The sequence below is a fragment of the Arsukibacterium ikkense genome (genome assembly GCF_000987775.1).
Taxonomy (GTDB): Bacteria; Pseudomonadota; Gammaproteobacteria; order Enterobacterales; family Alteromonadaceae; genus Alishewanella; species Alishewanella ikkense.
The window spans coordinates 268,273-282,617 of the sequence record NZ_LAHO01000003.1 but is presented as its reverse complement, the minus strand read 5'-3'; the positions used below and the strand labels follow the sequence as shown (position 1 = coordinate 282,617).

The 14,345-nt window shown below is 48.8% G+C and carries 17 protein-coding genes; 13 read left to right on the top strand and 4 right to left on the bottom strand.

The window, feature by feature from the left end; all coding sequences use genetic code 11:
- Nucleotides 1–8 precede the first annotated feature (8 nt).
- Nucleotides 9–1,343, top strand: a complete 1,335-nt coding sequence (locus WG68_RS05005) for an MFS transporter (RefSeq protein WP_046556537.1) — start codon at nt 9–11, stop codon at nt 1,341–1,343.
- A gap of 8 nt (nt 1,344–1,351) precedes the next feature.
- On the opposite strand, the gene WG68_RS05000 is transcribed toward WG68_RS05005, so the two are convergent.
- On the bottom strand, nt 1,352–2,143 hold the full coding sequence (locus WG68_RS05000) for a glycerophosphodiester phosphodiesterase (protein WP_052748968.1): 792 nt from the start codon (nt 2,141–2,143) through the stop codon (nt 1,352–1,354).
- 166 nt (nt 2,144–2,309) lie between these two features.
- On the opposite strand from WG68_RS05000, the gene WG68_RS04995 reads away from it, so the two are divergent.
- The 8 genes from WG68_RS04995 (at nt 2,310) to WG68_RS04960 (ending at nt 8,287) form a co-directional block, all read left to right on the top strand.
- Nucleotides 2,310–2,573, top strand: coding sequence for a hypothetical protein (locus WG68_RS04995; protein ID WP_046556536.1), 264 nt, complete (start codon nt 2,310–2,312; stop codon nt 2,571–2,573).
- 106 nt (nt 2,574–2,679) lie between these two features.
- Nucleotides 2,680–3,687: a helix-turn-helix domain-containing protein gene (locus tag WG68_RS04990; protein WP_046556535.1), complete on the top strand. Its 1,008-nt coding sequence runs from the start codon at nt 2,680–2,682 to the stop codon at nt 3,685–3,687.
- Between the two features lie 50 nt (nt 3,688–3,737).
- Nucleotides 3,738–5,183, top strand: coding sequence for an amidohydrolase family protein (locus WG68_RS04985; protein WP_046556534.1), 1,446 nt, complete (start codon nt 3,738–3,740; stop codon nt 5,181–5,183).
- Between the two features lie 144 nt (nt 5,184–5,327).
- Nucleotides 5,328–5,663, top strand: coding sequence for a 5-carboxymethyl-2-hydroxymuconate Delta-isomerase (locus tag WG68_RS04980; protein ID WP_046556533.1), 336 nt, complete (start codon nt 5,328–5,330; stop codon nt 5,661–5,663).
- A 90-nt stretch (nt 5,664–5,753) separates the two neighbouring features.
- Nucleotides 5,754–6,572: an alpha/beta fold hydrolase gene (locus WG68_RS04975; protein ID WP_046556532.1), complete on the top strand. Its 819-nt coding sequence runs from the start codon at nt 5,754–5,756 to the stop codon at nt 6,570–6,572.
- A 58-nt stretch (nt 6,573–6,630) separates the two neighbouring features.
- Nucleotides 6,631–7,038: a GFA family protein gene (locus WG68_RS04970; RefSeq protein ID WP_046556531.1), complete on the top strand. Its 408-nt coding sequence runs from the start codon at nt 6,631–6,633 to the stop codon at nt 7,036–7,038.
- A gap of 17 nt (nt 7,039–7,055) precedes the next feature.
- A complete protein-coding gene (locus WG68_RS04965; protein WP_046556530.1) occupies nt 7,056–7,490 on the top strand; it encodes a hypothetical protein in 435 nt (144 codons plus the stop codon).
- 125 nt (nt 7,491–7,615) lie between these two features.
- Nucleotides 7,616–8,287, top strand: coding sequence for a DUF1707 SHOCT-like domain-containing protein (locus tag WG68_RS04960; protein ID WP_235357672.1), 672 nt, complete (start codon nt 7,616–7,618; stop codon nt 8,285–8,287).
- Between the two features lie 92 nt (nt 8,288–8,379).
- Here WG68_RS04960 and WG68_RS04955 read toward each other — a convergent pair whose 3' ends face one another.
- Nucleotides 8,380–9,657, bottom strand: a complete 1,278-nt coding sequence (locus WG68_RS04955; RefSeq protein WP_046556528.1) for an acetyl-CoA hydrolase/transferase family protein — start codon at nt 9,655–9,657, stop codon at nt 8,380–8,382.
- Nucleotides 9,658–10,010: 353 nt separating this feature from the next.
- Between WG68_RS04955 and WG68_RS04950 the strand changes: the two genes are divergently transcribed.
- Nucleotides 10,011–10,811, top strand: coding sequence for a Crp/Fnr family transcriptional regulator (locus WG68_RS04950; protein ID WP_046556527.1), 801 nt, complete (start codon nt 10,011–10,013; stop codon nt 10,809–10,811).
- Here the strand turns inward: WG68_RS04950 and WG68_RS04945 are convergent, their stop codons facing one another.
- Nucleotides 10,812–11,249, bottom strand: a complete 438-nt coding sequence (locus WG68_RS04945; RefSeq protein ID WP_152663028.1) for a hypothetical protein — start codon at nt 11,247–11,249, stop codon at nt 10,812–10,814.
- Between the two features lie 213 nt (nt 11,250–11,462).
- Here WG68_RS04945 and WG68_RS04940 point away from each other — a divergent pair, with 213 nt between their 5' ends.
- The 3 genes from WG68_RS04940 to WG68_RS04930 all read left to right on the top strand — a co-directional run bounded on the left by WG68_RS04940 (nt 11,463) and on the right by WG68_RS04930 (nt 13,739).
- Nucleotides 11,463–12,329 carry a GGDEF domain-containing protein gene (locus tag WG68_RS04940; RefSeq protein ID WP_046556525.1) on the top strand — a complete coding sequence of 289 codons (867 nt, stop codon included), beginning with the start codon at nt 11,463–11,465 and terminating at the stop codon, nt 12,327–12,329.
- 114 nt (nt 12,330–12,443) lie between these two features.
- A complete protein-coding gene (locus tag WG68_RS04935; RefSeq protein ID WP_152663027.1) occupies nt 12,444–12,968 on the top strand; it encodes a hypothetical protein in 525 nt (174 codons plus the stop codon).
- 93 nt (nt 12,969–13,061) lie between these two features.
- Nucleotides 13,062–13,739 carry a hypothetical protein gene (locus WG68_RS04930; protein WP_046556523.1) on the top strand — a complete coding sequence of 226 codons (678 nt, stop codon included), beginning with the start codon at nt 13,062–13,064 and terminating at the stop codon, nt 13,737–13,739.
- A gap of 11 nt (nt 13,740–13,750) precedes the next feature.
- Here the strand turns inward: WG68_RS04930 and WG68_RS04925 are convergent, their stop codons facing one another.
- A complete protein-coding gene (locus WG68_RS04925) occupies nt 13,751–14,269 on the bottom strand; it encodes a YaeQ family protein (protein WP_161796352.1) in 519 nt (172 codons plus the stop codon).
- Between the last annotated feature and the right edge of the window lie 76 nt (nt 14,270–14,345).

Genomic DNA, 14,345 nt, shown 5'->3' with positions numbered 1-14,345 from the left:
AGGTAACTATGACTAGCACCACACCTTTGGCGCCGAAGCGGGAGATTTTTGGCTGGTCGATGTTCGACTTTGCTAATCAGGCGTATACCTTACTGATTATTACCGTGATTTATGGCGATTTATTTACCCGGGTAATCGTAGCCGATGCGCCGGATTACCGGCTGGGTAACTTGCTGTGGAGTATTTCGCTGGCCATCAGCTATTTAATGGTGGTGGTGGCCAACCCAATATGCGGTGCGGTTATGGATTACTCTGCCAGCCGTAAACGCTTCCTATTCTCTAGCTATTTACTGACCGTATTTACTACCGCTTTGCTGTACTTCGTTGAGCCCGGCTGGCTTTGGCCGGCCATGCTGCTGATTATTATTTCAAATTTTGCTTATGCCATTGGCGAAGGTTTTATTGCCAGCTTTTTAACCGATTTAGGGCCTCGCAAAGCATTGGGCTGGATTTCCGGCCTCGGTTGGAGCCTGGGGTATATCGGCGGCCTGATTGCCACTGCCTTTGCCTTACTGTTTTTAGGTGAAGTCTCGGTTGAAAATTACCCTACTATTCGCTGGGTCGGGCCTTTTGCGGCGGGCTTCTTTTTACTGGCGGCTATTCCGACCTTTGTCTGGCTGCGCGAGCGTGGCGTAAAACGCCAGTTGCCGCCTGGCCAGAGTGTGATAAATATGGCCTTTACCCGGCTAACCACCACCTGGCGGGCCATGCATCAGTTTCGGGATTTACGTATTTTATTAGTGTCGATATTTTTTGCGATGGCCGGTGTGTATATCATTATCGCGTTTTCGTTTATTTATGGCGCTCAGGTTATTGGCTGGGATGAGCAAGTCCGGGTGCTGATGTTTGTTACCGTGCAAATAACAGCGGCACTGGGCGCCCTGGGTTTTGGCTTTTTACAAAGCCGGATTGGTGCGAAAGTCACTTATATTATGACCTTAAGCCTGTGGCTGCTGGCTATTTTAGCTATCTGGCAAACGCCGTTAATCGCCGAGTTATGCCGCCAGTGGTTCGGGGTGAACTGGCAAGCACAGTATGTTTTTTTAGTCGCCGGGGTGCTGGCCGGTGCCAGTTTAGGCTCGTCGCAGTCGGCGGCACGCGCATTGGTGGGGGTGTTTACGCCGCTGGCCAAATCAGCTGAGTTCTTTGGTTTCTGGGGCATGGCCACCAAGCTGGCGGCGGTGTTTGGTATGCTTGGCCTGGGGCTGATGCAATGGGCCTTTGGCCTGGCCGATGCCATTATTTTTTGTTTAGTGCTGTTTGTTGTGGCGATTATTGCGGTGCTGCCCATCCAGGAAGTACGGGGTAGCGCAGTGGCCGATAGCTGGCGTGAGCAGGATTAAGGCTCTGGTTAAGCGTTTTCTTTTATGCCGAGCAGGCGCAGTGGCTGATCGCTAAACAGCCAGTCAACACCGCGCGCCGCTTCGCGGTTCATAATATCCGGATGGTTAATCTGGCCGGTACCGACCTGTTTACCGGCCTTGTGCAGTTGCCTGATCAGCGAATTAGTAAGCAGCGCAAAAGAGCCGGCCACAGCGCCATGCCCCAGCGCGTGGTTTTGGCGGATAATATCTTGGGTATTAGTCAGTGCTACATCGATTAGTGCCGCGGGTGGTAATTGCCGAAAGCCCTGCAGATGATCGGGCTCAAGACTCAGCAGGTGATAATCGACTGCCGGCTCAAATCCAGCTAATAATTTGGTTAACTGTGGCTGCAATGGGCGGCGCTGTCGCCAGGATTCTTTTAGTTCTATCATCAAGTGCAATTGCTTGCCGTACCGGGCTATTACTTCCTGCAGGTGTGGTATTTGCGGTAGCTGGCGGCGCAGGTTATCAAAGGATGTGTTAGCAATCTCTATATCGGGCCGCTGAAATAAGCGGCCGCAGGCCGGATCATGATGCACCACCGGCTCACCGTCCTGGGTTAGCCGCACATCCAGCTCAATACCCCAGATAGCGTGCTGAAGGCAGCGGTCAAAGGCGGCCAGGGTATTTTCTGGCGCCGGGCTGTTACTGCCTGCGATATAGGCACCGCGGTGCGCCACCAGCTTTAAGCTGGCAGGGTCGGCCGGTATCCGGCAAGCCGGGCTCAGCCGCCATAGCTGGTTGGCCAGATTATTCAGATGATCAGTCCAGTCGGGCACCGCATGTATCCTGTTGGTTTCTTGCAAAATAGCAGCAGTATGTACTGCTACTTTAAAACAAGTTGTTCACTTTACGCCTGAGATCTACTAGCATCAAGCGCGGTTTAATCAGCAGAATTCTAATCATTAAAACTCTAATCACCAAAACATAACAGGATGTTACAGTATGAACAATAAACAACAACGGCTTAAAGCTATTGAAAAAGAGTTGGTGATAGCCGGCATTCTTGATGTTCCCGGTACCCTGCTGTTTGCTGCGGGGTTGTACGCCACCTTTTCGCCTGATGGCGTTGCGTTTTTACCAGTTTTAAATAACCCAGCAGTAGTCACCAGCTGTCTGGTATTGGGCGGTGGCATGATGCTGTGGGGCGGTTATAAATTGTTTACGCTACTGCGCGAAAAAGCGCAATTGCTTAAAATGCCGGGCTGAAATAAAGAAAATTGTTGAGTCTGAGTTTCTCTGTGTATAGGAAGCCACTAAGCTGCTAATTTCTCCGCTAAGCTTGCTACCTGTTAACATACTGCAGATCAGTGTGATGTGTTGCAGTGTGCTGCTGGCTGCCATGATCTGGCCGCAATCGCGGTTACGCGGCTTGGTGTTACTATTAGCTATGAATAGCCTGCTAATGCTGTTCAACCTGCTGGAGGAAACCGGTATCAGCCGCCATATCCTGATGGTAACGCCAGTGTTCAGCTTACTACTGGGGCCGGTGTGTTATTTGTTGGTTCGTCAGCTGGTTTTCACTAACGCTCAGTTGCACTGGCGGGATAGCAAACATGCCATTGCGGCGTTGTTATTGTTGCCTGTGGCTTCGCAGGTGCAGCTGGTACTGGCGCTCGGTACTGTTAGTCAGTTGTTGTATTTAGCGGTGGCCGCTCGCTTATTGTGGCGCTACCAGCAGACGCTACGCGCAGCGCGCTCCGATGCCGACCGGTTGGGGCTGCAGTGGTTAATTTGGTTGCTACTGGCGTTAGGTGCCCTGGCGCTGCTGGATTTAATTCGGTTGAACCTGCAACCTTACCTGCCTTACGTACTTAGAAACCAATGGTATTTGCTGCATCAGCTGTTAAGTTTTGCGTTGATTTGCCTGCTGGTTCTGCGCGCGAACAGGCAGCAGGATTTTTTTGATGGTCTCGACCCGACAACGGCGGCAACTGAACACAGCGCTGCTGGCGCAGATCCGCAGGCGCATGCGGTTTTTCTGCAACTGGCTGAGCTGATTACAGGGCAGCAATTGTACTTGCAACCGCGGCTAGCAGTGGCAGATCTGACGAAGCTTACCGGCTTGGGCAGTAAAGACGTGTCCTGGGCGATTAATCAGGGCGCCGGCATTAGTTTTTGTGATTACATTAATCAACTGCGTCTAGCAGAGGTGCAGCGACAATTACAGTTTGCTGGTAGCAAAACGATTTTAGACATTGCGTATGCCGCTGGCTTTAATTCTAAATCGACTTTTAATGCATTGTTTAAAGCCAGTACCGGGCTTACCCCCAGCCAATATCAGCGTCAGCGAGTACAAAATCCGGATACCGGACGAATATAGACAACAGCACCGCCAAAGTGACCGCAATTTTCTAACAGGTTGAGGTTGCTATGAGGTGGTTCGGTAAACTGAGTATTGGTGTGGGCTTGGTGATTTGCTTAGTGCTTGTTTGGGTAGGGTATAGCACCTATAACCTGCCGAAGGTACTGCATACTCATCCTGTTTTACCCGCTGCTATTCTTATTAACAATATTCAGCTGATCTCGATGCGACCCGGTGCACCGGCTATTGAACAGGGGCGTGCTATCTTGGTAGTCGGTGATCGCATTGCCGCGATAGGCGCTGCCGATGAACTGACAATACCAGCAGGCGTTACCCTGATTGATGGTAAGGGATACACCCTATTACCAGGCTTAATTGATGCCCATATTCATCTGAACGATGAGGCTGAGCTGGCGGCGTATCTGGCGCATGGCATTACCGGGCTGCGTAATATGTCGGGTTATCCTTTTCACTTACCACTGGCAAAAATAATTGCCAGTGGTGAACTGTTGGCACCCGATTTTATAACGACCGGGCCAATGTTAAACAGCAAAGGGCCCAACCAAACGCTTATTCAGCAAACGGTGACTACTGAGGCCGAAGCCCGTGCCGCTGTGCGGGCGCAGTATCGTGCTGGCTATCGCACCCTTAAAGTGTACTCAAACCTTAGCCGGGACGCATTTGATGGCATTACCGATGAAGCAAACTTGCTAGGAATGCGCTTGACAGGGCATTCGCCGGAGGGCGTGCGGGGCAGCGGCGTACCCCACCAGCAGCCTTTTGATATTGCCTGGCAAGAAACGCTTGGCCGCGGATTCAGTTCACTGGAACACATTGAAACCATAGTCTGGCATGGCCTGCGTGATAACCCAACAGAGAGTGGCATGCGTGAGCTTGCGGCAACTCTTGCTGCCTCTGGTGAAGCGGTAACACCGACCCTGCTGGCCCATAAACGTTTAGTATTGATAGCAGAAAGTCAGGGCGCCTATTTGCTGCGCCCCGGCTTGGATACGATAAACCCGCTGATCCGTTTAATGGCACAAGATTCAGCAAAGTACTGGAGCCAGGTTGACCCAAGTGTATACGAAGGGCCACGAGCGGAGTTTTACAAAACCGCCACCCGGCTGTTGTATGAAGCGGGTGTGCCGCTTATGGTCGGAACCGATTCAGGGGGCTTTTCGATTGTGCCTGGGGCATCAGTTACCCGGGAATTAGAATTGCTGGTCGAGGCCGGGATGTCTCCCTACGACGCGCTTGCCGCAGCCACAAGGGTTAGTGCCGAAATATTGGGTTTTAGGCAAACGGGCATCATTGCTCCTGGCTATCGCGCTAATCTGGTATTGCTGGCCGAAAACCCGTTAGATGACATCAGTGCTGTAGCGCATCCGATAGCTGTGATAATAAGAGGCCATTTACTACAACAAGCAGAGCTGGAGGCGATGCGTGCTGCGGCAACAGATACTTCGTTAACCCGCTCTGCCTGGCGGGCGCTGCAAATGAGGCTTGCTAAGTAGTTTGATGGGTACGCGCTTGAAATCAATATTAATTGTAATTAAAACCAGAGGTAAATAACTTGTTTCCTGAAAGCGAAAAATCTCTTAGTATTAGCGGCATACTTTAACTGTCTAATCAAACGGCGTTATTTTCCGGAGCAGTACTTGCCACATTGTATCGTTGAACATTCCGCATCCCTGGACGCTGAACCTTTGCTAAAAGTGGTTTTTTCTGGCGCATTGAATTCAGCCTTATTTGCAAAGGATGGTGCTGATATCAAGGTAAGAGCAATTACCTATCAGCATTATTTGAGTGAGGCGAGTACCTCTAATTTTGTGCATGTGGTGTTGAAAATACTGTCAGGCAGAACACTTGAACAAAAACAGTTGTTATCTAAAGCGGTGTTAGATCAATTGCTAACGCTGGATTTTAAAAAGTGCTCAATGACCGTTGAGATTGTTGATATTGACCGGGCCAGTTATGCAAAGTTTGTTGGTTAAGGCGGCGCTGTTTTCCGTGGCAACTGAGGGGTTACCATGTACCTGAGTGGGTGTAGATGTGGCACAACTTTTGTAATTTAAGGATCTATTTTGAAATCATTATCACTTGTCTTGGTGTTGTTATCTTTTAGCCTTTGCGCTGCGCAAAGTCAGTTTATCAAAGTGAATGAATTTGAATTGGAATACGAAATTGCTGGCAGCGGTAAGCACATCGTTTTACTTGAAGCAGGTGGCAGCTCGGCGATGACTGACTGGGATCCGGTGTTTGCACAGATAGCTGAGCAAGCGACTGTGATCCGTTATTCCCGCGTTGGTAACGGTAACTCTACGCAAATAAAACGCCACTTTACCTCGCGCGATTATGCAGACTACGCCAGCGAGTTGCTGGAAAAACTAAACATATCAGAACCGGTTATTCTGGTCGCCCATTCCTATGGTGGCAGTGTGGCACGGGATTTCGCCGCTGCTTACCCGGATAAAATTAAAGCCTTACTGATGCTCGACCCATCTTCTGAGCATGACGTTGATATACTACGCGCCATTGATCTTGAGCAAGGCAACCGTGAGATAGCTCAGATTAAACTGGATGATATGAAAGAGGGCATGTCGAATCAGTATCTGGACTTTTGGAGCAAGCGGCCTTTGCCAGATTATCCACAGATTAAAGCAATGCCGGTTACGGTGATCGTTTCAGTTAAAAAAATAGCAAACCCAGGCAATTTATTTTTTACCGACCAGGCCCGCAAGCTTTGGGGCGAGCATTGGCAGCGCTGGGCCACAGCGTTTCCGCAAGGGCGGGCTCTGCTAACTGAGCAAAGCGGCCACTTTGTGCAGTTTGATGAGCCGCAATTGGTTCTGCAAGAGTTTAAAGAACTGATTTCGCAATTGGATCAGCTGAAAGCAAATTGAATTTGAGCCGACTTACTGAATTACAGTATGTGGATTCAGCCACTTTTAAGGAGTAACGATGTACCAGGGCGGGTGTTTATGTGGCGAGGTTGCCATTGAAATTAACGGGCCTATCAGTAGCATTATTCATTGCCATTGTTCGCTGTGCCGTAAATCCAGCGGTACGGCTTTTGCTACTAATGGCTTTGTGCAAAGTACGGATTTTAGCGTGGTAAAAGGGGCAGCGCAGTTAAGCCAATTTGCTTTTAAACCCGGCCGGGTACGCCATTTTTGTAGCAATTGCGGCTCACCGGTGTATAGCAGTAATGCTGATGATCCCACGCGCATCAGAATAAGGTTGGGCATTCTCAATACCGATATCAGCGAACGGCCGCTATCGCATAACTTTTACAGTTCTAAAGCCAACTGGGAAGATTTAGATGCAGACTTGCCGCGTTACGATAGTTTTGAACCCGGCCGCAAATAGCAAACAAGGAGCCTATTTTGCCAAAAAATCGATATCTTATTGCTACGGCGCTGTGCTGCGTTATCGCCGCCGTGGCGCACCTGGGCTGTATTGTGTTTGGTGGCGACTGGTATCGCTTTTTCGGCGCCGGCGAGCAAATGGCGGTGCTGGCAGAGCAGGGCGATCCGCATCCGACTATTGTGACTTCTGTGATTGTCACTGTGCTGCTGCTTTGGGCGCTATTTGCTTTGTCTGGCGCCGGTGTTATCCGCCGTTTGCCGCTGCTGCGCACCGCGCTATGTGTTATCTCCGCCATTTTCTTGCTACGTGGCCTGGCGTTTGTCGCATTAATGCCGCTGTTTCCGGGCAACAGCCTGACATTCTGGTTGGTAAGTTCAGCTATTTGTCTGGTTATTGGTTTGCTCTATGCCGTTGGTACGGTTCAGGCCTGGCGCCAATTGCGGCCCGTTTAAAAAAGCTGGATGAGTAATATGGCTGCTTGAACATATTTACTATTTACATTTTGATACCAAAAACTGACATGCCATATTGCAATCTATGCTAACGTTTTAACCATACAAAAAGTGAACTGGAGTTCATGATGGCAATTGATAGTAGTGGTGTGAAAATTGAAGACCGCCCGTTTGATCAGGTACGGCAGGAAGCGATCGATCAGCTGATTATGAATTACAGCCATGGTGTTATTTCAGCAGAGGCTTTTGAGCGGCGGCTCGATGTGGCGTCTGATGCCAAAAGCTTTCAGGAACTGATTGATGTCGTGGCAGACTTATCATTGCAGCCAGACACTCAGTATCAACAGCAGCGCGAGCGCAGTTTCTCGCCCCGCTATCAGGCCGGCAACGATACCCGCAACGAAAATATTATTTGTGTCCTGTCATCAAATCAGCACAGTGGTCAATGGTTGGTACCGGCAGAAATACGGATTGTCAGTGTGCTGGGCTCGGTAGAACTGGATTTCTCTGAAGCCATTTTTCAACACCAGCACATTGTGATCCGGGTGAACAACTGGATTGGCAGCTTAACCATTCTGGTACCAGAGCAGGTTAATGTGGTATCGAATATGTTTAATATTATTGGTAGCACCGATAATAAAGCCCCTTGTATGGGCGACCGCCAGGCACCGCAAATTGTGATTGAAGGTTACTCTATTCTCGGTTCGCTGGATGTCAAACTGAAAAAAACCATCAAAGAAAAATTCAGTGCCTTTGCCAATCAGTGCCGGCAAATGTTTGGCTTGAATAAATCTTAGTGATGCTAAAACTATTAATTAGTGCCATATAGCTGATATCTGGCCATTGTCTGTCAGGTTTATATACCAGCGATGTAGCACTAACGGCCAAGTCAGACTTTAAGCCCCCAGTCTTGCCAGGCTTGCTCGGCAAGACTGGCGCGAAACTGCGGTGCGGCTATGTCTATCAGCGCGCGGGCACGCTCCTGTAAGCTTTTAGCGCGCAGATTAGCAATGCCATACTCGGTAACAATGTAATGGACATGGGCGCGGGTTGTAACGACCCCGGCGCCAGGGCTTAACAGCGAGCTGATGCGAGATATGCTGCCGGCTGCTGCTGTAGCGGGCAGGGCGATAATAGCGCGGCCGCCTTCCGACAGCGCCGCACCTCTTACAAAATCCATCTGGCCGCCCACACCCGAGTATATTTTGGTACCAAGTGAATCGGCACAAACCTGGCCGCTTAAATCGACTTGCAGGGCACTGTTAATTGATACCACTTGCGGATTTTGCCGGATAACGGAGGTATCGTTAGTGTATTCGACATCCAGAAATACCACCTGCGGGTTATCATCGATAAAATCATATAGTTTCTGGCTGCCCATGGCAAAGGTAGTAACAATTTTGCCACGGTGTTTACGTTTATTCAGGTTGGTGATTACCCCTTGTTCTATTAGTGGCAGCACGCCATCGGAGAACATCTCGGTATGAATGCCCAGGTTTTTTCTGTCACCAAGATAACCCAGTGTGGCATCGGGTATAGCGCCAATGCCCATTTGCAGGCAGTCACCGTCGCGGATCAGGCTGGCGACATTACGGCCAATCTGCATTGACACGGCATCCTGATGCGCAGCTTGATGCAGCGGTAGGGGCGCGGCGTGTTCAACATAGCGGTCTATCTGGCTTAAATGAATAAACGAGTCGCCATGGGTGCGTGGCAGCAGCGGGTTTACCCAGGCAATTACTTTTTTAGCCATTTGCAGTGCCGCACGGGTGGCTTCTACCGACACGCCTAAGCTGCAAAAGCCATGATTATCGGGTTTGGATACCTGTATTAATGCTACATCCAGAGGTTGTTCGCCACTTCGGAATAGTTTGGGTATTTCAGATAAAAACACCGGTACATAGTCGGCACTGCCACAGTTCACCGCAGCGCGGGTGCTGCTGCCAACAAAAAAACAACGCTGGCGCAAATGGCCGTCAAGCGCTGGGTTGCATAATATCTCACTATGCTCGGTGTGTAATTGCAAAAGCGTCAGGTTTTGTCGGTCAAGCGCAACTTTCGCTAAAGCGTGCAACAGGTAGTAAGGCGTTGCGGCCATCGAGTGACACCAGATGATGTCGTTATTCTGAATGATGCTAAGGGCCTGCTCTGGGCTATTGACTTGCATAGTGCTACTCCGGGTAAAACCGCTTCATTTTACATTGCGCCAAGTCTGCCAGCACTGGGCGCAAAAACTATGACGGGGATCAACAGTTGCAAACTATAGCCTGAAATTTGAGCGCGGAAAATGACTTAAGCCCAAGGTTAGCAACATGTTGCTAATGCTGTCGCTAAGGGTGATTTCGGCTCCAGGCTGGCAAAGCCGGGTATTATCAGTTCAGTCCACAACAATAATAAATATTGTCTGCAGGCTGAGCTATTGTGCTATGTTAGCTACTGCAGCTCAGATAGTTGGTATTTAGTACACTTAGCTGATTCTGGCCGGGTTGTCGTCACTAGTCCAATTTAACGAGAATTTACATGTCCGTGAAACCGCAAGCTCATCCGCAGCAAAATCACTTGTTGGCCGCGTTGTCGCCTGAAGTGCAGGCCCGGCTTTTTCCACATTTAGAGTTGGTAGCGCTGCCACTGCGCGCGCTGATGTACGAAGCTGGCCGGCCAATGGAGCATGTTTATTTTCCAACCGATGCTATCGTGTCGTTACAATATCTGATGGAAAACGGTGAATCAACCGCCATCCTGGTAGTAGGTAATGAAGGGCTATTGGGTATCAGTTTGTTTATGGGGGGCGAAAGCTCGCCAAACCGTTCAGTGGTGCAAAGTGCAGGGCACGCTTATCGTCTGCCGCGGCCCAAGGTAAAAGAAGAATTCAATCGCCACGGCCAGTTACTAATGCTGATGTTGCGTTATACCCAGTCACTCATTACCCAGGTGGCGCAAACGGCTGTGTGCAATCGGCATCATTCTATTGATCAGCAGCTTTGCCGCTGGTTGTTACTGTCTATGGATCGTTTATCGCATAATCACCTGACCATGACCCAGGAATTTATTGGCACCATGCTCGGTGTAAGGCGGGAAGGCGTAAATGTGGCTGCGTCAAAACTGCAGCAACTAGGAGCCATCTCCTACTCACGCGGTTTAATTAAGGTGTTAGACCGTCCCAAACTCGAGAGACTTAGCTGCGAATGCTATGACGTAGTGAAAAAAGAGACGGATATCTTGTTACCTTATCTGCGCCAACGACAGGTTATAACCAACGTGGCAGCTATTCCTAAAGTAACGCTTCCTACCGAAGCCGGCCGCGAAGAGAGTGACAACTAGTCAGTTACGCAAGCGGGTTGTGTTAGCCTCAGTTTGTTTTTTAACATTCCGCAAATAACGGATCAGCCTGGCCTCTTGTTCGTTTATCGGCTCGTTGCCAATATAGGTTGCTTCCCGTTGCACGGCTTGCTGTTGTTTTACATTTTCTTGCAGTAACAGCAGTTCGGCCTCAGATAACTGCTGCCACTGGCCATTTCTGTCTGATGCCAGCTCACATTTGCGGGGCAGCGATTCCAGAATTAAAATCGCACCCAGCGAGTAAAACTTATTGTCATAGACACAACCTAAAATTTTGCCGCGATCAACCACCAACTGCCACGGAAAGTCTTTGTCATTAAGATTGATGGCATTGTCCTGGTCAGCGGGCTCAACTTCTGCAACTACCGGCAAAACAGCTAAGATGCTTAGTACCAACAGCAATGAATGTACTGGTTTCAATTCTATACTCGTTATCTGCCCACAGTAGATTGTTAAACTAAACAACAAATGTCTCTAAATCAACTACGAATGTTAGTTGGGTCATATTACCTTTAATACGAATGGCGTTAAGGTTGGCAGAAGATAGTTTGAAACGCACCCTTAAGTGCGATAGCGCACAGAGCATGTTTATAATAGCTGTTATGCTCAGCCGGTTTGACTTCAGAGGTGACTATGTCAGCAGAAAAAAACGTAGCAAAAGGAATTGCCGGTGATAAGAGCGCTACGCTAGGCGGTGTGCTTAAAAAGAATGAAGCAATTAAAAAAAATGTCAGAAAAGCCGCTGATGAAATAACCTTAGTAAATGATGTTTTGAAGCAAGGCAAAACAACTGTGGGTCAGATGAAAGTGGCGCTTACTCAGAATGAAAAGGTTGAGGGCAAGGTAAGTAAAGCGGCAGAGGATTTACAGCGGGTAAATATAAAGTTGGCTAAAGAAATTGCGACCCGGCAAGGTATTGAAACAGAACTGCATGATATGAAAGCCGATTTAGCCGGTGTGCGCAATAATCTGGTGCAAGCGCAAGAGGCGGGACGGGATGCCCAACAGCTCGCCCTGACTGACACCCTGACAGGTTTACCTAACCGGGCATCGTTTGACCAGGCATTGCAACATGCTTTGGTGCAGGCTAAACGACACGATTGGCAGCTGGCAATGTTGGTGATAGATGTCGACAAATTTAAGCATATTAACGATACTCACGGCCACGATATGGGCGATCAGGTGCTGTTAACCGTAGCCAACCGCCTGCAATCATTTATTCGTGATGAAGATATGGTAAGCCGGTGGGGGGGCGATGAATTTGTCTGTTTACTATTAGACGTTAAAGAGACCGCGGATGTTAAGCGGCTGGCTGAGCAGCTGGTAGCTTGTGTAGCTGAAGATTTTGAGTATGAGGGGCTGGATCTGCAAATAAAGATCAGCATTGGTGTTGCGATATCACCAGTTGACGGCGACACGGCAGAAGCACTGTTTAGACAAGCCGACAAAGCGATGTACCGGGCGAAAAACTCTGCCAGTGGTGTCGTATTATCCAGCTAATGTAGATTAAACAGATTTATCAATTGCATGCCCCGACTAATCCAACTATAACTTAATACTCGTACAGCGTAAGTTGTAGTACGAGTTGTAGATGTAAGTAATGGAGGACGCGGTGTGATCTTAAACAGAATGCCATATGTGTGGTTAGTTGTTGGCTTGTTATTCATGCCGTTTAAGCTGGCAGCTGCCGTTACCGTGCAGTTTAACAACGAACGCAATGCTGCCTGCTGGCAGTTAATTGAACAAAAAAAACCTGGCTTTTGCCGGCTATACTTTCAGCTCAGTGCTACCAAACCTGATACGGTTTATGCCAGGCAGGACCAGCTTAGCCGTTCAGTCAGCGACTACCCAGCCAGGCGTAGTAGTTATCCCACCTCGTTTCAGCAGCTGGAATACGCGTTGCAGTTTTTCCAGTACAGTGCAGAGCGCTTTAATATTCGTAATAATCTGGTGTTTATACGCTCGGACGATGGCTCAGTTCAACTGAATATGGGCATTTTAACCTCTGCCAGTGGTGGTTACAGTTATTTGTTGGCAGACAATGAAAACCAGATAAAACAGCTTGTGACGGATTTACAAAAGCTGGATACATTATCATCACGTTATCGGCGAAGCATTGAGCAATTGTTCCGGGACTAAGTCTACAGGTCAGTAATTCAGCGGCAGTTCATAGCCTGAACGGCAAGGTGTATCGTTAGCCACGGATAACATGCTTGCTTGAATAGGAGAGGAATGGAGACCATCACTACTGCACTTGCCAGATTGCCGGCGCAAGCCCTGCCTGACTATTACATCTGGCTGTTTGTTCTGATTAATTTATTGTGGTTTGCCCTATTTTGCTTTGCTAAGCACAGCAGCAACACCCGCCTGCAAAAACTGCAACAGTCACTGGATCTGGAGCTGGAACGGCGCCGTAAAGTCTACGAGCTTAAAATATGCCGTTACGAAGAGTACTGTAATGCGCTGGAAGATTTTTGTTATCGCCATCAAAACGATTACCAATCGGTATTTTTACCGCTGTTCAGCGAATTTAATCGCCGTTACCAGGCAGCAGAAGCCACAGATGATACCGCCGCCAGTGCTACGGCGACATTGTGGTTTTCCGGTGAGGTGCAGCAGGTTACCAGTGCGAATGATATTGAGGTTCGTACTTTGGATAAACTTACTGCAGAGCTTACACTTAGTGCAGCTGATGATGTCGCGGAAATTTTGCAGGGCTTGCAACAACGCTATCAGGCGCTGTTAGTGGTATCGACTGAACAAATGAATAACCTGGTGGCTATTACCCTAAGCAAAAACTACGAAGCCGTTAAGGGTATCGGTGAAGAGCTGCAACAAGCGGCTAGTCAGTTACAAACCAAATCACAACAGCTGATGCAAGCTGTACGGCGAGACTTAATGCGCTTCTGACGCATGATATGTCAGTGCCAGGTACAGTGTTGCAGTTGAATATCCAGTACGGCAGTACCATCAGTCAGGCTGAGTTTATCCTGTTCACGCCAGACGCTAAGCTGCATATGTGGTTTAAGCATCAGCGCCAGGCGGGTTAAGTCGGTCTCACTGAATTGGTAGCAGTCGGCCTTGGCATAACAGGGGACATTGCTATTTTTGTTTGCCTGTTGTTCTGACAAAAACAAAATCACCTGATCAGCCTGATGCAATGCGCGTCGCAGGCTTTTCTCAGTTAAAGGATCCACGGCACCCCATAACGTAAAATGTTGCTGGGCGTCCTGCAGATATAAATCAGGCTGTCTGCCCATGTTAGGGTGTTGATTTAAGGTAGGGTTTAACTCATACAAAGTAAGGTAAGCTAACAGCCGTTTGGCAAAATGTTCAGCAGTTTCGGCCGGGTGGGGGGCAATATAATGGCGCTGCTGCCGAAACAAATTATGTATTTCGCAGTTGTAGTTTAAATCCAGTCTGACGAACTTAGTACTCATCAGCATGTTAGTCACCCGCTGCTATTAACCCTGTTAACATTGCCCTGACCATAGCGTTGTATACGTCAGTTTTCGT